Genomic DNA, 24,528 nt, shown 5'->3' with positions numbered 1-24,528 from the left:
AACCACCAGCAAGGCGGTGGAACCTCGTATTCTGACTGGGCTGCAGCAGCGATTCAACTAGGTAAGCTGCTCAGTGGTGCTCGGTTTTGCCGGGCCAGTTAGGTCATGGCAAAGCTGGGTAGGATTGCCAATTCAGCTCATCGCGCCACGCCCCCGGTCGCGCCTTTCGATCCATCTGCTCGAGGGGCCAGAAGATTCGCGCTGACCATTGCTTGCCCGCGCGATAGCAATCAGTACCACTCCCATACGGCACGGGGCTGCCTGGTGGATTGACTAGCGCCAGGTAACTACCCACGTAAATCACCGGAACTAGCAGCAGGATGGCGGCGAAGATTGGCGCGGCTGAGCGGGTGGTGTACATGGGAGCATTCTATGGCTGGCGATTTTGCTTCGCGAATCTGGCGGGGCTTTTTCGTGCGCGGGTAGAATGGCAGAAATGAACCTGAATCCCTACGAGTCGCCGGGAGTTGCCACTGCATCGACAAGGCCGCTGGAACGCCGCCAGATTCGCTTATTGGTGCTGATTGTGTTCACCATCCTGCTGTGGATCACGATTGAGGCAATAACCTTTGCACTTACAGGAGAGCATTTTCCTCCGCTCAGGAACCTGCTTAAGCAAAACTTTCGCTAATGACCAACCGCGCACCCCTCATCGTTGCCATCGTGTTGCTGATTCTGCCGGTGCTGTACGTCGGGAGCTATTTGGCGCTGGTGTTGCCGGATGGAGAGCGATTCGAATTGGCGAACAGCCTGCAATACCTTCCCACCTACCGCTTCGGTACTGCATCATGGGCCTGGAGGGTGTACTGGCCCCTGGAACGAATTGACCGTAGGGTACGGCCAGAAGCCTGGGATTCCCTCTGATTCAACACAAACACCAACCCAGCGATAGTCGAGTAGCTGTCCACTTCGCCCGCCAATTTCAAACTGACCCACTACCAGGTGCTCGTTACTGCCCGATTCTGCAGGCCGAATTGGGTAACTCCGTTTCCGGTACTGGCTAGTCGGTTCTCCGGAACTGGACGGCAATGGGCCACGCGACTGTTAAGCCGACGATGCCGAGTCCGACCACGATTGCAGCACCCAACAATCCGTCGGCCTCTATCGCCTTTATCGCAACGAATCCAGCCAAGGTGCCGGCTGCCCATCCAGCGGTGCAGATCCAGTTGCCGACCTTGGACATTCTGTTGGGGGTGTTTGTGTTCATATCAGCCGATTCTACTCGCGCGACGAAGCCATGCCAGGTTAACGTGGCCAGTTCCACTCACGTAGAATCAGGTCATGCCCACCACCCGTACAGCCGCGCCGATCTTAGTCGCGATCTTGATGATCCTGCAGGTGCTGTACGTGGGGAGCTATTTGGTAATGGTGGACCCATATCTCGGCGGCCGATCATTCGCGGTTGAAAGTGACGGAGTGCGTTGCCAGGACGGCTATTGGAATGGTGGCGATTGGGCGTGGCGATTGTTCTGGCCACTTGAACAGATCGACCGAAAGGTTCGTCCTGAAGCGTGGGATGTTTTCAAGACGCTGATTACGAAATGAACACGTAACGCAGTGAGCCACTCAAAGCACCCGCCAACAGAAATTCGGTTGTGGTTCAGTCTGATATTGGATCGGACTTATCGAGATCGATCACGTTCGCTGCATAGAATGTGATCGCACCCGGGGTGGCTTCGAAATCGGCGACCTCCACAGTCAAGCCGTCTAACTGTCGATGGCTGATATCCAGCAACTGAAGGCCACCGGTTGCCAGCGGAAATCCCTCCTCGATTTTCAAATTCTGAGGCCGGTGAAACCTTAATCGTCGCGTGACTGGACCTCGCCGGAGCACCAAGTCGATGAAGGAGTTCCGCCAATCGTCGGGGTCGAACCTGTAGTCAAACCGCACAATTTGAAACTGGTGCGGCTGATCGATATTCGGATGCAATGGACTTTCGTTGTAGTTAACCATGAGCACGCCCATTCCGCAGGACAGCGATGATTCTTCGCCCCCATTCTATCCACGCAAGACTATATTTGCTTCCATGTCCTCACTCCGCCACATCCTGAAGTACACGATGATCTGCGTGAGCCAACGGAAGTTATTCACAGGCCTGGGCTAGTAGTCCGACCAGCGATCAACGTCATCTGGTTAACCCACGCGCTTGCGCGGGTGAACTGCAAATCAAGCGAACCACCAGTTCAACGGCCGCAAGCGGCCCGGTTAACCAAGTTTGGCACCCCGACATCCATCGGTAGCTCAGCCACTAGGTTGTTTAGCCGCTTCGCGGTACAGCTCAAATCCGGATAGCTGCCGAGCGTGAGTGGAATGGGCCATGCCAAAACGACAAGGAAATGTTGGCGGCATGTGCTTGACAAGTACGCACTAAATAGTGATAAATAAATTGTCTGTGTTGGCAATCTGGTTGAAGAAGTGTTACTGCGATGCGGGAGCTGTGCGCGCCGTCGCGGTAGGGCCTCGTTCTTGGCGTTCCTGACGCTGCACCGATCGTGGCGAGTCACGCCAGCACCTTTTTAGGGAACCCGAAGCGTGAGCGAGGAGAGCGAAACGGGGGCACCGAAGTATATTTCTCTGGTGATTCGTGGAGACGACGCCCGCATGCGCAATAGAACTTGGCAAAGCGAATGGCCCGGCAACCACGACGCATCGAAACCGCGATCAGCACGCGCCTCGCTGACGCTTCGGGTTTCCTCAGTAGCCGTGAATCACGCCACGGAGGTTCAACGAATGGGGTTTATCAACAAAGAGGATGATTTCGGGTTTTGCAAAATGGGCGCAATTCGTTGCTGCGAAACGGCTTGAATGTGATGCACGCAAAAGGGGGGTGTTGATAAACCTCGGGGCTCTGCGACGCCGCTGGAAGCTGGCAGTTCAGCGCCGTCGCTGGTTGCGCATCTTCGGCGGCTTGAATTCTGATTCACCGGTTTTCTGCAGGAAGCGGAGGCCTTGGTTGAAATCGGGGCGAGCATTCAAGTGCAGGTGCCTCGCCCAGCTTGGACTCTGTTCGCCCCGAAACCAGGCAAGGTGGGCGAGCGCGTAGCCATACATGGGCGGGGTCATATATTCGGGCCGAACGAAGCCGGTCCCTTGCCAAAGCTCGTCGCTGCGAATGAGGGGGCGGTTGGAGTTGGCCTGAAAGATGCCGAGACCAAAGAAGACAGTAGTCAGATCGGTCAGCAATTCGTTATCGAATTCCTCCCGCATAATCCGCCCTTCGCCCAGCAATCGCTTGTGGGCCAGTTCGTGAGCCATCGTCCCCACCAGGCTCATCGGGTCGTGGAGGCCCGACTTGGCGATCGTGATGATCGTCATACGACGACCCTCTTCATAGGTGCCTGCCGTTACGAGCGACTGACCGTACTCATTTTCTAAGTAGGTCTTCTGTTCTGTGTCATCCAGGATCTTGAGATGCACGAACTGCGGATCGACGTCCATATACTCACACGTCTGGTCAAGCAGATCGCGGACGGCGTCGTACGAGCGGTCGTAGTTACTCGGAAAGAAGTCGGCAGTGGGCAGGACGATCCGGCGTCCGTTGAACGCATGATCGTCAAACTCTTCGCTCAGCCACTGGAGTCGGTATTCGATCCATTCCTTCGCCGGCAAGTTGCAAGGGCAGGAAGGTGGGAAGAGCCAATCGAACATGCGTGTCAGTTCAGCAGGAGCTGTGAATTGCCTGCTGAATATTGCCCGATATCTCAACCCCCGGCAAGTCGCCCATTAGAATTCGCAATTCAGCCCGAGCGTTACGCTCTGCACCCAGAAGCTGCTGGTGTTGAAGTTAAAGGTGGGGCGGGTAGGCGGTACGTTGACATCGTCGATGGTGGTGTCGATTTGAGCACCGGGGCGAACCACGTTGCTCCAGTAGAGCAAGTTGTAGCCGACCGTGAATTGCACATTAGGATTGATGAAGTAGCCTAGCGAAACGCCGGCTTCGCTCATCGCCGCGAATTGATCCTGGCTGTGATTGCCAATGTTCGACTCAGCTGTGAACAGGCCGCCTGGTTCGTTCTGGTCAAGCACTCCATTCACCGTGGTGCCGCCGTTGATATCCACTTGCTGGTGCATATTGCCGACCGAAATGCGCGTCCGGGTCTTGAGCGTCATGCAGCAGCATTGATATTCGGTCAACATGCCGAAGGTCACACCATTGAAGGTGTTGCGGGTATCGAACTGATCGAAGAGGCGAACGTCGTTGTCGACTTGATTGCCGTCGGTTTGCATCCGCAGGGTGAAGTAGTCGATGACGGTTGTCGTGCGCCAACCAGTGACGAAGTCGACCCGTCCGTTCGGAGTGCGGCAGTACAAAAAGCGAGCATAGGCATCGAAGCCATAGACTTCGTTGCTGGCACGAATCGAAACGGCTCCGGTTCGCAATTCGCCGCCGACATCGGGGTGTGCCAGCAGTAGTGCGGCCGGAGCTCCCAGATCGAGACTGAAAAAGGGAATGGCCAGCACGGCGTGTTCGCCGCTGTTGGTCGAGAAGTCAGCGTTGTCGGCACCCAGGAAGAAGTAGCGACCGCCGAAACCAATGCTCTGGCAATCGTTCAGCCACGTACCAAAATCGAAACGAGCGCCAGGCTGCATTTGCGTGTTACGTCCTTCGGCATCGTCGCCATAGAGGATCGTCGCATTTGGCAGCACGCCTGAAGTAGTTGAGTCTTCCGTCGAGGGGTCGGTTGTCACTAATGGCGGATAGCTTCGTCCTTTGCGAAACCCGAGCATCAGGTCGGCATCAAACCACCACAAGTTCGGTCGGCAGCGAAAGCAGGGATCTTCGGGACTGGGGCAGTTGAGACAGCCGCCAGGACCACAGCAACGAGGTCCGCAGCTGCTTGGTCCACACGAGGGACCGCAACCGCCAGGACCACAGGTCGCGCAGCCGCCATCGCCTTGCATCCATTGATCGAGCGATTCCGCAGCAAAGTCCTGATGAACGGGACCACCCTGGGGATAGCTACTTTGCGGGGCAGCTGGCGGAGGGTTGACCAGCCGCGACTGAGGCTGGGCCTGATGAGGCGCAGCTCGGCCCTGCGGCATTGACTGTTCCAGCATGGGAGCTTGTTCAGCGGGAAACTGATTCGGATCGGTGTTTTGCCAGGCGGCAGGACGAGCCCGATAGGGGCTGACTGCTCCGCGCGGCACGGGCCTGGTTTGGCCTTGAGCGCTCGAGGCAATTGCCGCGACCACCACAAGTGCGGCCAGCCAGGTGCAATCCGGCCAGGTGCAACGAAGTGACGAAAGCCCGACGATCTGTTTGCGTTCGGTCATGGGGGACGACTCGTACGTGCTCGGAAAGGTCTCGGGGGGAGAACCGTGTCGCAAAATGCCTTGGCAACCGGAACATGTTCCGGTTGCATCGAGTTTTTCGGCAAAGCATGGCGTGCCGGTTGAATGAACCTGGCAATTTGCATCGACTTTTCTGGTCACAGCGGTTTTGCAGCCGAAAATGTCACGCATGAGCTTTCACTGCTAGCTATGCTGGAAGAGTGGCATCGCCGCTGCGACATAAGCTAGCGAGGTGCTTTGTACTGACTCACTCCGATCGAGATTGCCTCTATGCTGCGTCCCTTCCTGAGTTGCTTGCTGGTCGTGGCGACTGCTTCGCCAGCTTGGTGCCAGTTCAATAAGAAACCCGAAACCCCAGCCACGGAAGCCACGGGCCCGAAGCTTGATAAGGCGGTAACCAATCGTTACCAGGTGGGGATGCGGATTCGTGCGATTGGCGGACCGGTCAACGGCTTGTCTGGTACCTTTGCGATTCCCGCCGAATGGGAAGATCAACAAGTGAGAAAGCTCGAGGAGAAGGTCTCGCCGCATGTTCGCCAGTTCAACTTGCGATCTGGTGATAGCGGACTGAAGCAGATCGTGTTTCAAATTCCTCAACTTCCGGCGGAAGAAACCGCGACGATTCTGTTCACGTTTGAAGTCGTCACCAATGCAACCCAAGTTCCCACTGATACAGCCGGGCTTGTGATTCCCAAGAACCCGCCACGTGAGGTCCGCAAGCACTTGCTAGCTAGCCCGCAGATTGAGATTGCCAATCCCAAGATTCGTGCGTTCACGAAAGAATTGACCGACGGCAAGGAAACTGCCTGGGAACAGGTCGCTGCGATCTACGAGGGAGTGCGCGAGAAGGTCAAGCTGGAAAACGACAAACTGAAAGGTGCGGCCCTGACCTTGCGCGATGGGCATGGTGCGGAAGAAGACGTGGCCGCGGTCTTTGTCGCTTGCTGCCGCGCGCATAAGGTTCCCGCTCGCACGATGTTCGTGCCCGACTCCTGTCATGCGGAATTCTATTTGGAAGACGCCGTTGGCAAAGGCTTTTGGTTCCCGTGCGTGATCGAAGGAGACAAGGCTTTTGGTTATCGCCCCGAAGCGACGATTATCTTGCAGCGAGGCGATAACGTCCGCGTTCCAGAGTTGAAAGACCCGCAGCGCTTTGTGGCGGAACATCTGACCGGCAAAGGTGGTACGGGGGGGCGTCCTGAAGTTGAGTTCGTCCGCCGCGTGGAACACTAAGATCGCAACTTGAGTTGTCGATCACGAAGTGTCACGATGACGATTAGTCCATTCCGGTCAATTCAAGCGGCAAGCTCGCAGTTATGATCAAATCGCACTATCGTGGCCGTCTGTACCTTCTGCTGCTCGGCATCGGAATCTTGCTGGTGGCGAATGCCTACGGCGCGGAGCCTCGCATCCGCTTTGGCAAGGAAGTGACCAAGCAGTATCGTTTTGGTTTCAAGGTCGAAGCTCCGGCTGGCGCGGTAACTGGTATTGTGGCGACCATGGCAGTGCCAATGGACTGGCCCGAACAGACCGTGAAGGTCATCAGCGAAGATGTCACACCAAAATGCCGCGTGACTTATCGGGTGATCGACAACGGCGTGAAGCAAATGGTGGTAAACATTCCTCGCCTGGCAAAGGGCGAGGAAGCCGGCGTTGAAGTCGTATATGAAATCACCAAGCGCGAAATTCTTGCGCCCGATCTTACAGCGGATTTTGTGATCCCCACCAAGCTCAATAAAGATCTGCAGAAACTATTGCAGCCGAGCCCCTTCATCGAAAGCAACGACGCTCAGATCAAGCAATTGGCACCGACGATTATCGAAGGTCAGGCAACAGCCTGGGATCAGACCGGCGCTATTCTCGACTGGGTGCGGGCGAATGTGCAGTACAAGTTCGCGGTCGATATCAAACCGGCGATCGCGGCGCTCAAGGATAAAGAAGGGGACTGCGAGGAACTCTCTAGCCTGTTCATCGCCTTCTGCCGAGCCAACAAGATTCCCGCGCGGGCCGTGTGGGTTCCTGGACACACGTATCCCGAGTATTACCTGGAAGATGCCGCCGGCAACGGCCACTGGTTTCCTTGTCAGGCGGCGGGCGCTGCTCGCGAATTTGGCACCATTTTCGAAGACCGTCCGATTCTGCAAAAGGGGGACAACTTCAAAGTGCCCGAAGAAAAACTCCCGCAGCGGTACGTAAAGCAGTTCCTAAAGGCGGCCAATGCCCAGGCCGACCCAATCGTGAAGTTCATCGGTGAGCGGGTGAAGAAGTAACTCACTGACGCGTCATTTGGTCTCGTCTCGCTCCCATAGAAGGATCGCCTTGATGGATCAGGAATTCCCCGTTCGCGCCAGCGCTATGCATCAGTTCGCGGCACCAGCCGAGCGAGTTTACGATGCCTGGTTAAAGCCATCGAAGCTGGCCCAGTGGATGTTTGGCCCCAACATTCGCGACGAGCAGATTATCAGCCTCGATCTCGATCCTCAGGTTGGCGGCCAGTTCAAATTTGTGGTACTTCGCCAAGGTGCAGAAGTGGCGCACGTGGGCGAGTATCTCGAACTTGTCCGTCCGACGCGACTGGCATTTACTTGGGCCACGGTCGACACGCTACCTGATGTTTCGCGCGTCGAAATCGAGATCGTCCCGCAAGGCGAAGACTGCCATTTGACCCTGCAGCACCAGATGCAACCGAAGTGGGCTGCGTTCGCGCAAAAGGCACATGCCGGGTGGACTCAAATGCTGGTCAAACTGGCAGAAGTTGTCTGATTTCTTGGCGGCCTCGCTCCCGACAGATCTGGGTTTAGCAGGCCCTATTTGGCATATTCACTTTGCGAACCGCAACGGTCGTGCGTTAAAGTACAGCGCCTGCATCTAGCCCCGCCTCTCGAACTGCCAGGAGTCTCGCCGTGAAGGATTACCGATTGCCCCTGCTTGCGCTCGCTTGCTTTGGTGCCTTATTAGTTTCGCCGACATCTGCTGCGGATGTGCCAGCCGTCGGTTGGCGCAGCGATGCACAAGGCTACTATCCCCAAGCATTGCCCCCAACCAAATGGTCGGCGAAAGAAAACATCGTTTGGCAGACGCCAATGCCTGGCAAGAGCTACGGTTCGCCCATTCTGGTGGGTGACAAAATCTTCGTCCCGTCCGATCCTGCTGAACTGCTCTGCTTGCAAGCCAGCGATGGAAAAGTCGTCTGGCAACACACCAACTCTGCAGTGGAAGTGCTCGGGCAGGAAGCGGCCATCAAAGTAGCTGACGAGTGGAAAGCTCTGAACGACCGAAAACGCGACTTTCAGAAAGCGTCCGATGAGTTTCGCAAGGCGAATCCCGAAGCCAAAGAAGAGAACGAGCGGCGGCGCAACGAACTAACCGAGCTTGAACGGCAACTCGATGTGATGAAGCGCAAGAGCCCGATCCATTCCGATCGGGGCAGCGGCAATTCGACGGCCACACCCATCAGCGACGGCAAGCATGTTTACGCGGTCTATGGCACCGGAATCGTGGCTTGCTACACACTCACTGGCGAGCGGCGTTGGATTAAGTTCATCGAAGGTTCGGTCATCGGCTTCGGCCATTCCAGTTCCCCGCTGCTGGTCGATGGCAAGTTAATCGTTCACTTTCACGACCTGGTGGCATTGAATGCCGAGACAGGCGAAATTGCCTGGCGAACGGAACTCCCTGCCCGCCATGCGAGCCCGGTTTTGTTTCGCCACAACAAAGAGGACCTGATCGTTTCTCCCGCTGGCAGCGTGATTCGGCCCAGTGACGGCAAGGTGATCTTGGCAGACCAAGCGCTGCGAACTTCCGAATGCTCGGCTATCGCTGCCGGTGACATCCTCTATACACAGGAAGGGAAAACGTCGGCGCTCAAGCTGCCGAGTGGTGATGCGAAAGATGGCTTGGAAGTTCTCTGGCAGGTTAGCGCGTCGCGCGGTCGCCGCACTCCATCTCCGGTGCTGCATCGGGGCTTGCTGTATGGCGCCACGACGGAAGGAATCTTGGAAGTGACCGATACCGAGAATGGCGAGATCGTTTATCGCAAACGGCTCGACTTCGACGGCAATCTCTATTCGAGCGTCACCTGCGCGGGCGACTATATTTTCCTCGGTTGCACCCGAGGTACGACGCTGGTCATCAAGGCCGGTCGTGAGTACGAGGAAGTTGCCTCGAACAAGCTCGAGAATTACGGTTCCAATCCCGTGTTCGCTGGTCAGCGAATGTATCTCCGCTGCCAGGAACATCTCTATTGCATCGGCACCCCGTAGGCGAGTCAGGGCGTGACTGAGCAACGATAAAAGTCGGTCTCGGAGTTACTGACCAACGGTCGCTACTTCGCCACGCTGAACTTGTGTACGGTTTGCGAACGGAAGGTTTCGCCGGGTTTCAGCACTGTGCTCGGGAAGGTCGGCTGATTTGGCGAATCGGGGAAGTGTTGCGTTTCGAGGCAGAATCCCTCGTGCTGCTGGTGGTTGTTTCCCTTCGGGTCGCCATCAAGAAAGTTGCCGCAGTAAAGTTGAATGCCTGGCTCGGTGGTGAAGACTTCCATCACGCGACCGGAACTTGGGTCAGTCACCTTTGCTGCCAGTTCCAGTTTGCCACTTTGATTGCGCAGCACGTAGCAGTGGTCATACCCCTTGGTCGTGTGCGGCGGCTTCTTCAGTTCGGCAATTCGCTCGCCAATCACGTGGGGCGTGGTGAAATCCATCACCGTTCCTTTGACGGGCGCGAGTTCGCCCGTGGGAATAGAACCGGCATCAGTAGGAATCCACTTGTCGGCGTTGATCGTCAACTCGTGCTTGAGGATATCGCCGCTTCCTGCCCCCGCCAGATTCCAATAGGCGTGGTTGGTGAGGTTCACCACCGTCGGCTTATCGGTCGTGGCAACGTAGTCGATCTTCAATTCGTTTTCATTCGTCAGGGCATAGGTGACGGCAACTTTCAGATTGCCGGGATATCCTTCGTCGCCATCGGGGCTTTCGTAAGTAAACTCCACCGCGACTCCGTCCGTCGTCGGGATTTTCCGGGCCGACCAATTCACAGCGTCAAACGCCTTCAAGCCGCCGTGCAGGTGATTGTCGCCATTGTTAACAGCCAGCGTATAGGTCTTGCCGTCGAGCGTGAACTTACCCTTGGCAATTCGGTTGCCGTAACGACCGACGGTGCTGCCAAAATAAGGATGCCGCTGGAAATAGCCCGTGGGTTCGGGGAAGCCGAGTGTGATGTTCGCCAGTTTTCCATTGCGATCGGGCGTTTCGACGCTGGTGATCGTCGCGCCGTAGGAAATCATTTTCACCCGCAGACCGTTTTTGTTCTGCATGGTGATTTCGTTCAGGATCGATCCATCTTCGGCTTTGCCGACCGCTTTGATGTCAACGCTCATAGAAGGTTTATCTGCTCCGCAAAGTGCGGAGGTATGGGAGAGGAGAGATAGAAGGGCAATCATCATTCCGCAGGCAGCTGTTTTATTCAACAGGGCCTGGCGAAACATGTTCAGTGCAGGTTGCATGGGAGAGGCCTTTTGTGGGGGAAGAGACTTGCCCGCATTACTTAGCCCGATGCGTTAGCGAGGGTGAATTGTGAGCAACCGTTGAGAGCATCTCTCCCTCGCTCACGCGTCGGGCTACTGAGGAACTAGACATACGTATCGTTCGCAGCGGCCACGCTGGAACCATGCTGGAACAAGTAGTCCTGCTCGGCCAGAACTTGTTCGAGCGCGGAAAGGAACAGCAAGACATTGGCCTGTCGCGATCCGTAACCCATCAGCCCAATGCGCCAGACCTTGCCTTTGAACGCGCCGAGACCAGCACCAATTTCGATGCCGAAGCGAGTCAGCAGGGTACTCCGAACCTTGGCGTCGTCGACCCCTTCCGGAATATGCACCGCATTCAGCTGCGGCAAGATGTGCCCTTCTTGGGTGCTATAGCGAATGCCAATCGCGGCCAGGCCGGCGCGCAGGGCTTCATGATTCTTCTTATGCCGGGCAAAGCAGTTTTCTAGTCCTTCTTCGAGGATGAGGCGGAGGGCTTCGTACAGGCCGTAGGTCATGTTGATCGGCCCGGTGTGATGATAGACCCGGTTTTGCCCCCAGTAGTTTGCCAGCATCGAGACATCGAGATACCAGCTTTGGACCTTCGTCTTCCGCGACATAACGACTTCCATCGCCCGCGGACTGAACGAGACGGGCGAAAGACCCGGCGGGCAGCTGAGGCACTTCTGCGTGCCCGAATAAATTGCGTCGATGTTCCAGGCGTCGACTTCCAATGGCACACCTCCGAGCGCCGTCACGGCATCGACCAAGAGTAGTGCGCCAGCCTCATGTACCGCCTTCGAGATTGCTTCGATGGGCTGATGAGCGCCGGTGGATGTTTCGGCCATGACAATGCCGACCACCTTTGGCTTGCTCGCTAAAGCGGGGGCCAGATCCTCGGGTGTGAAGACATGCCCCCACGGTTTTTCGACCTTCGTGACCTTCGCTCCGGCCCGTTCGGCCACGTCGACCATGCGGCCGCCGAACACACCGTTCACGCACACGACCATCGCATCGCCCGGCTCGATCAGGTTGACGACCGTGGCTTCCATGCCGGCTGAACCGGTGCCGCTAATGGCCATCGTCATGGGGTTCTGGGTGCGAAAGACTTGCCGCAGCATATCCTGCAGCCCGTTCATTGTTTCGAGGTAGAACGGGTCGAGATGGCCGACCGTACCCTTGGCTAAGGCTTGCAGCACGCGGGGATGAGTATCGCTGGGACCAGGGCCCATCAGCAGACGAACGGGAGGGTGCAGTTCTGGTGCGATCACGTTGAAGACTCCTCAAGCAGACTCCGCTGCCGCGGAAAGGTGGTTGCCAATTGCTCGCCATGATAGCCGAGCGCCCACCCGTTTGTCCGCTTGGCTCCCGCGGAGTTTCGACTTTCTCTCAGGCAACCCGCCTCCGCCACTCTGGTAGGGATATTTTGACAGTGGGTAGAATGGGGTTATGGAGCTAAATCCTTACGAGTCGCCGAAAGCAGGTGCCGATGAAACAAACTCGCCGGTGAAGTCGCGACCTAGTGGGTTCAGCTGGATCGAGCTTGTGGTTGTTGCACTCTTGGTCGTCGCGCTTCGTTGGCTGTTGCTCGCCGTGCACTGAAACCGGTAATTAGATGGACCGCATGGAACCCAATCCCTATGAATCACCACAATTCGACAGTGAACCAAATACGCGTCGTGTTAGTTGGCCAGTCATCCTCAAGTGGGGCGCTAAGTGGACTGGGATTCGCGGAGACGCAGTACTTTTGATTTATGCTAGTAGTGTTCCGCTCTTAAGCACAAACGCCAGCCTTTCGACTTTCGAAAGGGCACTATTTCTACTCGCAGGAACAGGGCTCCTTGTGGCAATATTCGTTGGACTTGATTGGGTTCTGGAGCGGACTTTCTCCAAGTAACAGGCCTGGCAATTGCGACTGGAGGTATAAGTCCGTGACTACTCTGGTCGCTCGAAACTTGGCAACATCCCGTCTGCGCCAATGTAGCGGGGCTGTTTCGTGCGCGATTAAAATGGGGCGATGCAACTGAGTCTACGAACCAGCTTGATTTTGTTGGCGATACTACCGCCCCTCTTGGCTGCCGTTTGGCTCGTCGGAACCTGGTGCCTTCAACCGTCACTTTACCTGCACGAGGATGACGATCTTGGCCCATTTATCATTCGAGAAAACCAACCCGTTCAAATCGACAGCAAATGACGAACCGCGCACCACTCATCGTCGCCATCGTCTTGCTGCTGCTCCCGTTGTTGTACGTGGTGAGCTATGTCGCGATTGTGCAGCCTTATCATCGTTCTGTGTGGATCGTGAAAGGCACTTTGGAGATGGAATACGTGCACTATCGCTGGGGCGGGGCCTATGCTGCCAAAGTGTTTTGGCCTCTGGAGCAGATCGACCGGAAACTGAGACCGAACCGCTGGTATCTTTGGTAGGCACTCTCTGGAACAAGAGTCGACGCCCCGCCGGTTGCTGCCGTGAACCAGCTAAACGCTCAAATTAGCTCACAACCCCCACAGCAAATCCGTTGCGTTCGGAGGCCGAGTATTCGATAATGAACGGACTCTTCAGAAACACTCTTGCCAGGGAGGCTCGGGCTATGGCTCGCACGATGTTGGTACGGACTGCATATGTGTTGCTCGCGCTGGCGGTGACTACCTTCGCCTGGGCCCAAACCAAGCAGCCTAAGGTGGTTCGTCGCGCGCAGCCGCCGAAGTTCGATAAGCCCGATAGCACCTACTTTGCCGATGCGTTCAAGGAAGGTTTGACGGGCGAACGCCCCGGCAATCTTGGTGTCGCCGCTGCAGCGGTTGTTTCGACGGGGGGGAATACCGGCTCGCCGACGGCTGCACCGGCAGGCAATACCGGTGTGGCAGGCTCGGGTTGGGCGGCCCTCGTTTCGCCGGCGACGCTCGAAGACGCAGTGAAAACGCTGAAGTTGCAGATCGATACCGGAGTGACGACCCCCAGCGAATTCGCCGGCAAGGGTTACAAAGCGGCTCGCCGAGACTTCAGCGTGATGGCGATGACGTTTGCGATCATTGGCGAATACGAAGGTGATGTACGTTGGAAAAAAGATGCCCCCGCCGCTCGCGACGCCTTCGCCCAGACCGCCGCCAATGCCAAGGTCGGCACGCAAGGCGTTTATAACGAAGCGAAGAAGCGTAAGGAGGAACTGCAGGACTTAATCGGCGGAGCCAATCCGTTCGAAGGAAAATCGGCAGAGCCGAAAGCTACTTGGGGAAGCGTCTGCAACCGTTCGCCTTTGATGCAGCACCTCGAAAATGTGTGGGAACCCAAGCTCAAGCCGGCCCTCTCTGATAAGGGGCAGTTTGCGGCGAACATCGACAAAATATTGCTCGATGCGGAACTGTTCGCGGCCATCGGTGCGGTGCTCGCTAAGGAAGGAATGGAAGACGCCGATACCAGCGAGTACACGGCGCTGTGCGATAAGCTGAAAAATGCGTCAACGGAAATTGTCGAAGCTTGCAAGACCAAGGACTTCGATCGCGCGTCGAAAGCGTCGATCGAAATCGGCAAAAGCTGCGTGGAATGCCACGAAAACTATCGGTCGTAAGTCTCTCGGTGGTTGGTGGCGAAACGCAGCGTGTGGGAGCGAATCCTGGGGCACGGCGAGTACGCCTTTAGCCGCAGCCACCCAAATTTGGCGAGTATTCTGCGTCTGGCGTTTTATCTTCTCTCGCTGTAAGATGACGGCTACAAGTTGGCCGGATGGCCCTCTTTCTTATCTGTTCGTCACCCTCTCTGCTCTTGGCGTTCACTTAACCCCTGCACCATCCCGCTTGCCGCCAGCTGGTTTCGCACGTTGCGATTCACGGCCCGGAAAGTGTGTTGAGTTTCTTATCTGGCAGAGGATTACGCCTTCGATGCGCATTAAAGTTGGTTACGAGATTTCTTTCGATTCCCCCCAGCCAGCACCGATGCTGCTGATGCTCTACCTGCATCCCACGCGGGTGCCGACAACACTGCAGCCCGACTTTTTGCAAGTCAATCCGCCGCAGTTCGTTTCCGAGTACTACGACTCGTATGGCAACCGCTGTGGACGTATCGTCGCACCGGCGGGACGAATCACTTTTCGCAACGAAGCCCTCGTCGACGATTGCGGCTTGCCCGATTTGCAGGCCCCGCATGCGCCGCAAGCCCTGGTGCAAGATCTGCCCGCAGAAGTGTTGCTGTATCTGCTCGCCAGCCGCTATTGCGAAGTCGATAGTGAACTGAAGGATGTGGCGTGGACTCTGTTTGGCCAGGTACCCGCTGGCTGGGCTCGCGTACAAGCGATCACCAATTATGTCCATCACCACATTCGCTTCGACTACATGCAAGCCCGGGCCACGCGCACGGCCCTTGAAGTCTACCGCGAGCGCGTGGGCGTTTGTCGCGACTATATGCACCTGGCTATTACCTTCTGCCGCAACTGCAATATCCCTGCTCGCTATTGCACGGGCTATCTCGGCGATATTGGCGTACCGCGCTCCGATGCACCAATGGATTTCAGTGCGTGGTTCGAGGTCTTTCTCGGTGGCCAGTGGTATGCTTTCGATGCACGAAACAACAAACCGCGCGTCGGTCGCGTGCTGATGGCTCGCGGTCGCGATGCGGCCGACGTGGCCCTGACGACCACCTTCGGCGTGAATACGCTAAAGTCATTCAAGGTTTGGACCGACGAAGTCCCCAGCAATTAGCACACGGAAGTCAGGCGCGGCACATGGAGCGAGATCAGTGGTACTTTGCCTACGGCAGCAACTTGCATCGTGGGCAACTCAGCCGACGGATTAAGCTCTCGTTTGACGCGGCCGATACTTTTCAGCGGGCTTACCTGCCGAACTATCAGCTGGCGTTTAACATGCGCGGCGAGGATGGCGAGTTCTACGCCAACATTGTGTGGCCCGGCAGCGGCGTGCATGGGGTGCTGTATCGCTGCGATCTCGAAGCATTTAAAAAGCTCGACGCCTACGAGACTGGTTACGACCGCCGCGAAGTTGTGGTGACCAACGAACAGCAGGAACCGATCACCGCGTGGGTCTATCTGTCCCGCCTGGAAAACATCGCCCCGGGCAGCAGGCCCAACACCACTTACCTGCAAACGATCCTCAAGGGTGCTCGTGAGCACGGCTTACCCGCCGAGCACATCCAAGCCATTGAGCTGCTGGCTTGGGGCTAATGCTTCTTCACTCAAACGTGTGACTTGCTTGTCGAAACAGCAGTTGTTCCCTGTTGTGCCAACGGAGCAGCACTGTGTTTGAAGTTGCGTAGCGCCAGCACGCCAATCGCGATAAAGCCGACGAGGGCGATCAACTGGGCGGCCGCGAACGGTAGTTCGGATTGCGTGGGGGCGAGCAGCTTTAGCACCGGGACCTTCAAGAAGGCCTGCACGATCAGCACGAAGAAGTTCAGATACTGGGCGAAGATCGCGGTGCCGACATAAGCGACGCGCCAACTGCCGGCTAGCTGTTGGGCGTACAAGGCGTAGATCGCCACTGCCAGCAGGATGAGCGAGAGAATGCCGAACGCGTGCGAGGGGAGAAACTTCTCGAACGGAAAGCCAAAGCCCGATGCGCTCGTCAGTACCGTTGTAGTCAGAAAAAAGGCCGTCCAGCGTGGCAACGGACGATTGGTCAGCAGGCCCCAGATCACCACAAAACCGGCGGCAATCGCTACCAGGCTGATCACAACGTGAACCAGAGTAAAAGCGAGCAGGGCGTTCATAAGGCACCATTTCCTCGGGATGGAGGGCCTGCACGGGCCCGATCGATGTGATCGGTTGGCCGGTGCATCTACCGTACTTACCTGTGGAGAGGTGCGACCTTACAGCCGCAAAGCAAGATTATACCACAGACTACAGTTGCGGCGCTTTGCCGTCGTTACGAACGGTCAACTGCCGGAACACCTGCAGGTCGATGTTGTACTGCAATGATTTCACCGAACCATCGCAAAACGCGGCATTTAGCACCGCGAAATGTGAGCTGCCGAAACGCCGGTCGTATATCGAAGTGTCGCGACGATCGGGGGCCGGTAGGTGATAGCTCCAGCGAATGGTATCCCAGTCCCAGGCACCGATGTAGCCGTTGTTTTCGTCGTATTGCGAACTTTGACCTGCTCGTTTGCGATTATAGTTACGCTCGGCAAACATCAAGGTGCTGGAGGTTCCGTCTTTGATCATTCCGAGACTGATCAATTCGTTCTTGCAAGGAAAGTTGCGGCCGGTGGCTGTACGGGGAATGATAATTCCATCCTGGCTATTAAAGCTTGCCGCAGCAGGAAAAACGGTCTTGCCGCCCCGTCCGCTGCCGCCGTTGCCCGCATAGTCAACGGCACCTCGCAGGCCCTTTGGCAGCCCGCTCTCAATGCCGGGAAGTGCGACCGGCTTCCGTCTGGTGGGGCAAAAATAGATCTTGATTACCGTGGCGGCGACCTTGGCGTCGTCGGCCCCCTCGTGTACCGCCTCTTGCTCGATGTACGGCAACAACTGGTAGAAGGCTCCCCAGTTCTGTCGTTTGGCGATGTGCGGCGATGAGTTGCCGGCCTTGGTTCGGGCATCGCTCCAGTGAACACCGGCACTGGGGAAGTATTCCCACTGCGTATTATGAGTCAGCGTTCCCACGGCAATCTGGCGCAGGTGATTCGCGCACGTTGTGCGCCGCGCCGACTCACGAGCTGCTTGCACGGCTGGCATCAGCAGCGCCATCAGTACGGTGATAATGGCGATCACGACAAGCAGTTCAACAACCGTGAAGGCGCGACGTGCGTGGAAAGTCATGACAATTCATTCCGGGAGAGGGAAACGCTTGCCTGCGACTGATGTTACTTCTGGCGAACTCCGGGCGTGGCTGCCAGGTGTTTATTGAGTTCTTGTTGATTGACTCGCATGATCCCCATCGTGGTCAGCACATCGAACTCACCGTTTACGCCCTGCTGTTCATAAGCCATGACCGGCGGGATTTCGGTTTCTGGAGGCTGGCGCGGGTCGATATTCCAAACCAGAATCAGCGGCTGGCCATCGTGGGGCGATTTCAGCAGCTCATCAACAGCTTGATCCGGCGGCAAGAACTTCTGCAACTCGGCCATGTCCTTGGGACCCCGATTGAGCGATTCTGCCGCCTTGAGATAAGCCCAGCTGATGGTGTCGAGTCGATCGATGGTCGCTTCTGGGATGGGGGGCAACGTTCGTTCGCACCCCAGGGCCAGGGTGAGAATGCCTGCAACCAGCAAGAAATAAGCGACATCCACCCAGGTTCGCATCAATTTTCCCTACCAATCAACGAGGACCTATCTCAAGGAGGTCGCATCGTAGTCGGGGGGGAATTAGGAATGTCAAATATTTTCCGGTGGGGAAAATGCGCGCGAGCACTGGGCTCGGCGCTGTCTCCCGTTTGCCGAGTTGGCGGAACTCAGCCGCGTCGCACCAAGAGGATGACACCCGTGACGATGGCCAGAATCGCCAATACGTCGCCACTATTCGCGAAGCGAATTCCGAGAAATGGAGCCGTCAGAATTCCAAACAGAATGAGCCACACGGCCAACAGGATGATGCCAAGGCCGCTAGGGATTTTCATAAGGATTCCGATCGATTTGTTCTGGCTGACGTGAATCCTGTGCATCCTAGCCGACAACTTCCACTGGCGGCCTGTTAATCGCTCCTCCACACTCAATTTGCCGGGAACTCGTCCAAAAACATCTGCCAGGCAGTTTACGTCGGTTCCGAAGCAGGCGGCTCGAACGCAGTCGCCAGGTCATTGAGGCAGGCCTTCTCTGCAGCCGAAATCTTGCTGCCGAGGCCGAGAAAGCCCCCTGCCGCCTGCGCAATTTTTTCGGTGCGCCCCAGGACGCCGTGTCTGATCTTATCTGCCGTGTCTGGTGTGACGGTGGCGATCAAGGCTTTCACGTAGCCTTTCCAGGCTTCGATTGCGGCCGGAGTGGGGCGCTGGCCGAGCCAACCTTGCAACAGCTGATACATGGGCGAGTCCAAATCCACACCCATTTCGACGGCCGATTTCAGCACGGCAGCCTTCTCAGCCGGCGAGACGTCACCATCGCACCAGGCCACTTCGACCAGCGGCAGCAGGGCCATCGCTGCGACGATTTCCACTCCGCTGTCCAGCTTGGCAATTTCGCCCAGCGTTTTGTCGTCGCGAATATTGACCGCCATCGCGAGCAATTGCTCCTTCTCCTCGGCGGTGTATTTGCGCTGCAGGGCCGCAGCCAACTCGCTATCGCGTTTGGCAAAAAACAGATCCTCGAGGCTTTTGCCACGAGCGTAAAGTCCATCGAAATCAGAACGTGTCATGATGTCCGTCTCCGTTGCTGGCGGTTGCTCTTTCTCCTTAGCCTAAGCCCTCGCATCAGCTGACGACAAGCAGGTTAAGAAATTAGCGAGGCAGACCAGTCTTCTTCTCATCAGCGCACGAAAAAGCCTTATCTCAAAACGGCCTGAACTCGACCAACAATGGCCATTCTCCGTCGCTCGAAAATATCCAGCGAAGTCGGGGACCCCGCCCCGCTTATCCGCGACGTAACTTTGCGGGCCCGGTCACTCCACGCCACCAACTTGTCCAATTAAGACCAGTTTTTTCGGGTGGTTAATGATAGGATTTACCGAGAATAATCGCAGGTGGCTGCGGCAATAGTTGGACACCACCCGTTTTAGCTATTCTCGACTTACGTCGATTTCTTGTTGCCGCATGACGGCTGTGCCCACATCAGTCGATAGGTCAGGTCGGCACCCGCCCTGACACAATAGCGCGGGGACCAGGTTGAGCAGGCCGGCGAGGGTTGCGGTGTCAGCTTCCATTCACCGTGGTTGTCGCGGTTTCGCTGCCCGATCGTTCACGCGTGTCGCGGCAATTGCTCCCGGCGACGATCACGATTCACGTTGCTCGAAGAATATCTCAGCAAAGTTGCTCGCCGCTGGTTGGACCAAGGCAGGTGCGAGCAACCTTCCGCCAGAATGGGCGAGTGACCTGCGTCACGACGATTTGCTATCCTGCTAGGTTACTTGCTACTTGCTTGGATTTGGATCGTTCATCAAGAGAGTAACATCAACCATCCGCGCAGAATGGGCTGACCAGTGAGGAAAATCGGTCTTTACTGGGCGTTCGCTCGACTTATCCTGGGCCATTTTGTTTGCATAAGTGCCTGGTTGTGGATAGTCGTGTTCGCACCAATTGCGATTATGACTGTAGTAGCTGGCTTGTCTGTTTTCGACACAATGATGATGGCTGCTGCTCCAATTGTTGCGTCAACGGGAATTGCTACCGTAGCATTCATTCTGGCGGGAGTTGCACAACCTAAGATCGGTAGCCGGAGGATATACTCTAAGCACTGCTTCATTAGAGCGATGAATGCTTACTTGCCAGGTAAGTCGATTGTTATTTCTTACATTGTTGTATTGCTATGCTATACAGCTGCAGTCGTGGTTCTTTTTAGGTGTATATCTAGTGTTAATGCATAGCCTGCGATTTCGAGCCGGTAGGTCAGGTCGGTACTCCGCCCGGACACAATGCGAGGGGACCAGGTTGAGCAGGCCGGTGAGGGTTGCGGTGTCAGCGGCAATTCACCGTGATTGCCGTGATTTTGCTGCCCGATCATTCACGCGTGTCGGGACAATTGCTCCCGTCGACGATCGCGATACAAGTTGCTCGAAGTACATCTCAGCAAATTCACTCGCCGCTGGTTGAACCAAGGCAGGTACGAGCAACCTTCCGCCAGGATTGGCGAGTGACCTGCGTCACGACGATTTGCTATGCTATCAGGGCGGAGTACCGACCTAACCTATAAACTGGTGCTACTTGCTAAGATGTTAAAATACACTATCGCCTATTTCGTTATTAAGGCACTCTCGATAATAATGATCGGATGTGGGTGCGGATTCCCTAGTCAGCAGTTTTCGCCGCAAGCACCTGACATGGCCCGCTATGGTGGTGTTTATTTTCTTAGCACCGACGGAATTACGCGGTACGACAAAATTGTCATTGTTACGAGAGTAGCGTCGCCTGCAATCAAGATTGGAATTGCAGGTCAAGAAGTGTCTGCAATCAATGAACTATCAGTTGCAAGCATTACGGCAGCTGGTCTAAACGCTAGGGTCGACTTTGATGATAAAATGGGCAACTACGAACTCGCGACTGATCTTGGCCTTCATGCATTTGTCGAAAACGGTCGTGTAGTTCGTATCTCTATCCATAAAACCACTGAATTAAATCCCGACAAGCATTTCGCTGTCATCGTCGATGGTAAATCGATTAAAGTGCCAATTCGGCGAAAGGATCTCGAAAGCCAACTCGGAAGGCCAGATGAAGTACTGCGCAAGACATGTCCTCCCGCGCGCTGACAATTGCGATGTGAGCAACCGGGTGACGTGCATGAACTCACGTTTTCGTGTTATCGACGGATGCCGGCTGGGTGGCACCGCCAACCTAATCAAGAGTTTCTAAGGTGTGCCACTGGCTGCCTTGGCCAGTGCTGAGGCGGGTACAGACTCTGATTGGCAACAGCGGCCCAAGCGATCTTTTGGCAAGGTGCCGTGGCGTTGTTTCTGGTTGTTCGCAGCACTGCTGAATTGGGTAGCGAACTGACTTCTCGCTGGGCACAATCGACCTTCGATGGGAAGCGCCTTGGGTTGCAGAGTGCACAGATGAGCGACCCACGGCCGGATCGTCCGCAACTTATGCAATCACGTTGTTCGGCTCGCCTGAGTTCTGGCCTGATTAGAACTGATGCCTCGTGCCAAAAACTTGCTTGGCGTCTAGCTGCGATATCAGCATGGTAACCGCATCTGCACTGGGCCAGGGGAGCCAGTGACACGCCTAAAGAAGGTTGCTTCATGCTGGCGGGCAGTCCCACTGCATAAAAAAAGCCCTTCAGTTAGGGAACTGAAAGGCTTTGCAAGCTGTGCCTTGGTTCATGCGATCGAACCAAGGGGCCCCATGAGGGCTGGCGAAAGTGGAGGCGGGAGGACACCAATAGAACTTTTTCTGACCGGGGTCAGTGGATTTGAAACCTCGACAACTTTGCTGGTTCGATCGCTAGTTCCTTTGGGATAGAGTTCCATTTGAGCTATCGGAAGGGCCGTTCTGATATAGACTTGCGCCGCGGCTCCCCGTCCCAGCAACTTGATTTCTTTGCAGCGAAACCTACCCTTTGTCGGAGGCTTATGGGGTCTAATCCCATCTCACTCCGTTGAGATTTCAGACGGCTTTTTGCCATCAGAAGGAGTTGCGACGACCGACAGCCAGGTCGTGCCAATCCTTAACTCATCGATGTCGTATTTGGCATCTTGAGCCGTGCCGACCCGGACTCCAGCCAGGCGAAAGTCGCATGGTCCCGTGCTACCTACGACTGTCCACGCCGTTGGTTCTTGAGTGTCGAGCGATTCGGATGAGTCGTAGATTCGAAACGACGTTGTCACTTGCTCATGAGTCACAAGTATCTTGCCAATACAAAAGTAGTGCTCATCAACGTCGATCACGCGGGCAGCAGACGCGATTGTGCCAACACTCTTGATAAACGGCTGTCGAGATGACGTGATTCCAAACGTGAACCACTTTCGGGATCGATGACCGGTTCGCTCACCGTCGTTGATCAGCGCCAGTTCGAAGAATTCATTGGCTGCGCTTTCTGACAACGCATTGACGGCCGAACGCCTCAAAAGAAAGCTGACGTAATAGGCATTTCCCTTGTCCAGTGGCAACGGCTTCTCGAACTCGCGAACAATCGCCTCCCCCGCGGAAAGTCGCAACAGCCTTCGCCCGGATCGCTCGATGCCGAAGACGGTGTCGCTGGGGGTGTTTACGATCTCGCCGAGCTGTCCGCGACCGCGACGGCCTGATTGCCAACCGCCGGACCAACCGAAGCCGCTGCGATCCCGCTGGATGCGGCCGGCAAGGTTTTCAAACCCGTCGTAGGCGAGCAATGCCTGCCCGGCTTCGTTTCGCACCTCGGCTTCGATTTGCCGCACAAAGAGCCGTTGCCCAAACGGAATGCGCGCGCCATGCCCGGGCTGCGATCTGGAATAGCGCCGGGCTTCGCCGGTCTCAATACGTTCAGTTGCCGGTGCATCATCCTTAGAAATTGGCTCCCAACGTATTGCCCCATCGAAGACGTGAATCTCCGTTGCCTCTTCATTCAGCGTTACTGCATATTCGGTTCCCTCATCGATGATCGTGGCCTCGGGAGTGCTGAGCACAAAGCCATCCGACAGCTCGGTGACATGCACAACAACGCTTCCTGCCAACAAGTGCGCGGTATCAAAGTCAACAACCTTGAATTCGCACGGCCCCTCCAGAATCACGTTCGTACCGGAGTCAAACTTCAATTCCGCAACACCGGAGGTAAGAGATAGCTTCCGCGACGAAAACCTGCCGCCCGTGATCACGGGCGAATCGCCTTGCCAGACGCAATCGTGCTGCGACCCAATGGTTCCAACATAAACCACGCGACTGACATTGGAGTCGCCGGGAGATTCGACGATCGGTTGCGGCTGATCTTCACGGAGACCCCACATCCACCAACCGGCGGCGATGAATGCAACCGATGCTGCAATGGCGAGCTTGACTCGTAGCGAAATCTTTCGGCTCTCGGAACTTTCTTGGCGGGTAGAGTGAATGCTTGCTGTTCCGTCTTCCGCGGCCCAAGTGCGCAGTGCGGCTTCCATGTCGAGCTGCTCACGAAAAGCGGCGCGAGCTTGCGAACTGGCTTTCAATTCCGCCTGCAAGAGCTCGTGTTGTTCCGGTTTGATGTCGCCGGCCACACAAAGGTCAATCAGGTTCCGAAGTTCTGTTTCGTTCATCTATCCGACCCCCTCTTGGGCAAGCCGAACACGGATACAGTCAATCAGTTTCTCTTTCAGTCTCGCGAGTTGTTTATAGAGCGCCGCACGTTCGCGACCGAGTTCCTCCGCAACCTCAGTGATGGTTGACGCTCCCATGTAGCTGCGGCGAAGAATCTCCTGTTGTCGCTCCGAAAGATTCTCCATGCATTGGCGAAGTGCCGATAACCGTGACTCACTTAGCTCACCTTCGCACTTGGCTTCTTCGGCCAGTAATTCGACCAGTTCCACGTCAAAGTGCAGCCGACTGCGGCGCTGCACAGTCAAAAAGTTTCGCACTTCGTTGAAAGCGACACCGCACGCCCAGTGGAAAAAACTACCCTCGGCGTCGAAATCCTGCATCTTTTTCCAGAGCACGATACTTGTCTTCTGAAACACGTCCTCGGCGTCGGCCGGATTAACAAGTTGCTTGGCGATGAAAGCGTAGATGCGGTGTCGATGCTCCATGAGCTGAGCGACAAACAGATCGCTGGCGTTGTCGCTTGTCGTTGATTCGTGATTGCTGGGAGAGTCTGGCATGCCTATATGTTATCCGCGAGGTTCTCGACTCGAACCGTGCCTACTTCTTTCGGTGTGACGGCCTTGGCATTCTGATGGTCGGCTATCGTCCCGCAGAAACTCTTCTCTGCATTCGTCACCGAACGGGCTCTCGGAACGCCCTCGAATACCGGGTTTACCGCTTCCCAACTCATTCTCTTACGCTCAGCAGCAAATTGGACGGCAAAAAATCGGATTCTTCGCGATTCCCGCAGAAAACCGCGACGAACCTCCGAAACGGACGTGTCGCGAAGAATTTTACGGAATTCTTCGGGCAATCCGGCAATCGCCGTAAGTAAACGTGGTGTCAAGCCCTGAGGCGAAACGTCCCTGTCCAC

At 56.1% G+C, this 24,528-nt stretch carries 25 protein-coding genes; 12 read left to right on the top strand and 13 right to left on the bottom strand.

Annotated elements, in window-relative coordinates; genetic code table 11:
* Positions 1-103 precede the first annotated feature (103 nt).
* Complete coding sequence (locus ETAA8_RS28560) at positions 104-361, bottom strand: hypothetical protein (RefSeq protein ID WP_145096904.1); 258 nt, start codon at positions 359-361, stop codon at positions 104-106.
* Between the two features lie 75 nt (positions 362-436).
* Between ETAA8_RS28560 and ETAA8_RS28555 the strand changes: the two genes are divergently transcribed.
* The 3 genes from ETAA8_RS28555 (at position 437) to ETAA8_RS28545 (ending at position 1,545) form a co-directional block, all read left to right on the top strand.
* On the top strand, positions 437-631 hold the full coding sequence (locus ETAA8_RS28555; protein ID WP_145096901.1) for a hypothetical protein: 195 nt from the start codon (positions 437-439) through the stop codon (positions 629-631).
* Positions 631-864 (top strand): hypothetical protein, encoded by a 234-nt coding sequence (locus tag ETAA8_RS28550; RefSeq protein WP_145096898.1) that lies wholly within the window; start codon positions 631-633, stop codon positions 862-864. Before ETAA8_RS28555 ends, ETAA8_RS28550 begins: the two co-directional genes overlap by 1 nt.
* 417 nt (positions 865-1,281) lie before the next feature.
* The gene (locus ETAA8_RS28545) at positions 1,282-1,545 is read left to right on the top strand and encodes a hypothetical protein (RefSeq protein WP_145096895.1); all 264 of its coding nucleotides are present in this window, start codon (positions 1,282-1,284) and stop codon (positions 1,543-1,545) included.
* A gap of 55 nt (positions 1,546-1,600) precedes the next feature.
* Here the strand turns inward: ETAA8_RS28545 and ETAA8_RS28540 are convergent, their stop codons facing one another.
* From ETAA8_RS28540 to ETAA8_RS28530, 3 genes are all read right to left on the bottom strand, one after another.
* Positions 1,601-1,954, bottom strand: coding sequence for a hypothetical protein (locus ETAA8_RS28540; protein ID WP_145096892.1), 354 nt, complete (start codon positions 1,952-1,954; stop codon positions 1,601-1,603).
* A 921-nt stretch (positions 1,955-2,875) separates the two neighbouring features.
* Positions 2,876-3,649 (bottom strand): hypothetical protein, encoded by a 774-nt coding sequence (locus tag ETAA8_RS28535; protein WP_145096889.1) that lies wholly within the window; start codon positions 3,647-3,649, stop codon positions 2,876-2,878.
* Positions 3,650-3,724: 75 nt separating this feature from the next.
* Positions 3,725-5,275 carry a BBP7 family outer membrane beta-barrel protein gene (locus ETAA8_RS28530; RefSeq protein ID WP_202921329.1) on the bottom strand — a complete coding sequence of 517 codons (1,551 nt, stop codon included), beginning with the start codon at positions 5,273-5,275 and terminating at the stop codon, positions 3,725-3,727.
* 288 nt (positions 5,276-5,563) lie between these two features.
* On the opposite strand from ETAA8_RS28530, the gene ETAA8_RS28525 reads away from it, so the two are divergent.
* The 4 genes from ETAA8_RS28525 (at position 5,564) to ETAA8_RS28510 (ending at position 9,555) form a co-directional block, all read left to right on the top strand.
* Positions 5,564-6,526, top strand: coding sequence for a transglutaminase-like domain-containing protein (locus ETAA8_RS28525; protein ID WP_145096884.1), 963 nt, complete (start codon positions 5,564-5,566; stop codon positions 6,524-6,526).
* An 83-nt stretch (positions 6,527-6,609) separates the two neighbouring features.
* Entirely contained in the window at positions 6,610-7,563 is a 954-nt protein-coding gene (locus ETAA8_RS28520) for a transglutaminase-like domain-containing protein (protein WP_145096881.1), read from the top strand.
* Positions 7,564-7,615: 52 nt separating this feature from the next.
* Positions 7,616-8,056: an SRPBCC family protein gene (locus ETAA8_RS28515; protein ID WP_145096878.1), complete on the top strand. Its 441-nt coding sequence runs from the start codon at positions 7,616-7,618 to the stop codon at positions 8,054-8,056.
* 140 nt (positions 8,057-8,196) lie between these two features.
* Positions 8,197-9,555, top strand: coding sequence for an outer membrane protein assembly factor BamB family protein (locus tag ETAA8_RS28510; protein WP_145096876.1), 1,359 nt, complete (start codon positions 8,197-8,199; stop codon positions 9,553-9,555).
* A 62-nt stretch (positions 9,556-9,617) separates the two neighbouring features.
* Here the strand turns inward: ETAA8_RS28510 and ETAA8_RS28505 are convergent, their stop codons facing one another.
* Together ETAA8_RS28505 and ETAA8_RS28500 are read right to left on the bottom strand one after the other, a co-directional pair.
* Positions 9,618-10,670, bottom strand: a complete 1,053-nt coding sequence (locus ETAA8_RS28505) for an aldose epimerase family protein (RefSeq protein ID WP_238397595.1) — start codon at positions 10,668-10,670, stop codon at positions 9,618-9,620.
* A 251-nt stretch (positions 10,671-10,921) separates the two neighbouring features.
* The gene (locus ETAA8_RS28500) at positions 10,922-12,088 is read right to left on the bottom strand and encodes a pyridoxal-phosphate-dependent aminotransferase family protein (protein ID WP_238397594.1); all 1,167 of its coding nucleotides are present in this window, start codon (positions 12,086-12,088) and stop codon (positions 10,922-10,924) included.
* A 919-nt stretch (positions 12,089-13,007) separates the two neighbouring features.
* On the opposite strand from ETAA8_RS28500, the gene ETAA8_RS28495 reads away from it, so the two are divergent.
* The 4 genes from ETAA8_RS28495 to ETAA8_RS28480 all read left to right on the top strand — a co-directional run bounded on the left by ETAA8_RS28495 (position 13,008) and on the right by ETAA8_RS28480 (position 15,991).
* Positions 13,008-13,244 (top strand): hypothetical protein, encoded by a 237-nt coding sequence (locus ETAA8_RS28495; RefSeq protein ID WP_145096873.1) that lies wholly within the window; start codon positions 13,008-13,010, stop codon positions 13,242-13,244.
* 164 nt (positions 13,245-13,408) lie between these two features.
* Entirely contained in the window at positions 13,409-14,386 is a 978-nt protein-coding gene (locus ETAA8_RS28490) for a cytochrome c (RefSeq protein WP_202921327.1), read from the top strand.
* Between the two features lie 310 nt (positions 14,387-14,696).
* A complete protein-coding gene (locus ETAA8_RS28485) occupies positions 14,697-15,512 on the top strand; it encodes a transglutaminase-like domain-containing protein (RefSeq protein WP_145096867.1) in 816 nt (271 codons plus the stop codon).
* Positions 15,513-15,535: 23 nt separating this feature from the next.
* Entirely contained in the window at positions 15,536-15,991 is a 456-nt protein-coding gene (locus ETAA8_RS28480; RefSeq protein ID WP_145096864.1) for a gamma-glutamylcyclotransferase family protein, read from the top strand.
* 11 nt (positions 15,992-16,002) lie between these two features.
* Here ETAA8_RS28480 and ETAA8_RS28475 read toward each other — a convergent pair whose 3' ends face one another.
* The 5 genes from ETAA8_RS28475 to ETAA8_RS28460 form a co-directional block, all read right to left on the bottom strand.
* Positions 16,003-16,536 (bottom strand): hypothetical protein, encoded by a 534-nt coding sequence (locus ETAA8_RS28475; RefSeq protein WP_145096861.1) that lies wholly within the window; start codon positions 16,534-16,536, stop codon positions 16,003-16,005.
* Positions 16,537-16,666: 130 nt separating this feature from the next.
* Entirely contained in the window at positions 16,667-17,587 is a 921-nt protein-coding gene (locus tag ETAA8_RS28470) for a DUF1559 family PulG-like putative transporter (protein ID WP_145101049.1), read from the bottom strand.
* Positions 17,588-17,631: 44 nt separating this feature from the next.
* The gene (locus ETAA8_RS28465) at positions 17,632-18,069 is read right to left on the bottom strand and encodes a hypothetical protein (protein WP_145096858.1); all 438 of its coding nucleotides are present in this window, start codon (positions 18,067-18,069) and stop codon (positions 17,632-17,634) included.
* A gap of 149 nt (positions 18,070-18,218) precedes the next feature.
* Positions 18,219-18,383 carry a hypothetical protein gene (locus ETAA8_RS35020; protein WP_202921326.1) on the bottom strand — a complete coding sequence of 55 codons (165 nt, stop codon included), beginning with the start codon at positions 18,381-18,383 and terminating at the stop codon, positions 18,219-18,221.
* A 134-nt stretch (positions 18,384-18,517) separates the two neighbouring features.
* On the bottom strand, positions 18,518-19,114 hold the full coding sequence (locus ETAA8_RS28460; protein ID WP_145096855.1) for a hypothetical protein: 597 nt from the start codon (positions 19,112-19,114) through the stop codon (positions 18,518-18,520).
* Positions 19,115-20,731: 1,617 nt separating this feature from the next.
* On the opposite strand from ETAA8_RS28460, the gene ETAA8_RS28455 reads away from it, so the two are divergent.
* Positions 20,732-21,157, top strand: a complete 426-nt coding sequence (locus tag ETAA8_RS28455; RefSeq protein ID WP_145096852.1) for a hypothetical protein — start codon at positions 20,732-20,734, stop codon at positions 21,155-21,157.
* Between the two features lie 840 nt (positions 21,158-21,997).
* Here ETAA8_RS28455 and ETAA8_RS28450 read toward each other — a convergent pair.
* The gene (locus ETAA8_RS28450) at positions 21,998-23,614 is read right to left on the bottom strand and encodes a FecR domain-containing protein (RefSeq protein ID WP_145096849.1); all 1,617 of its coding nucleotides are present in this window, start codon (positions 23,612-23,614) and stop codon (positions 21,998-22,000) included.
* Entirely contained in the window at positions 23,615-24,172 is a 558-nt protein-coding gene (locus tag ETAA8_RS28445; protein ID WP_238397593.1) for a sigma-70 family RNA polymerase sigma factor, read from the bottom strand. It abuts the gene before it with no gap.
* Positions 24,173-24,528: the final 356 nt, after the last annotated feature.

Source organism: Anatilimnocola aggregata (assembly GCF_007747655.1).
GTDB lineage: Bacteria > Planctomycetota > Planctomycetia > Pirellulales > Pirellulaceae > Anatilimnocola > Anatilimnocola aggregata.
The sequence above is the reverse complement of the archived record's forward strand: the minus strand, read 5'-3'. Positions and strand labels throughout refer to the sequence as shown.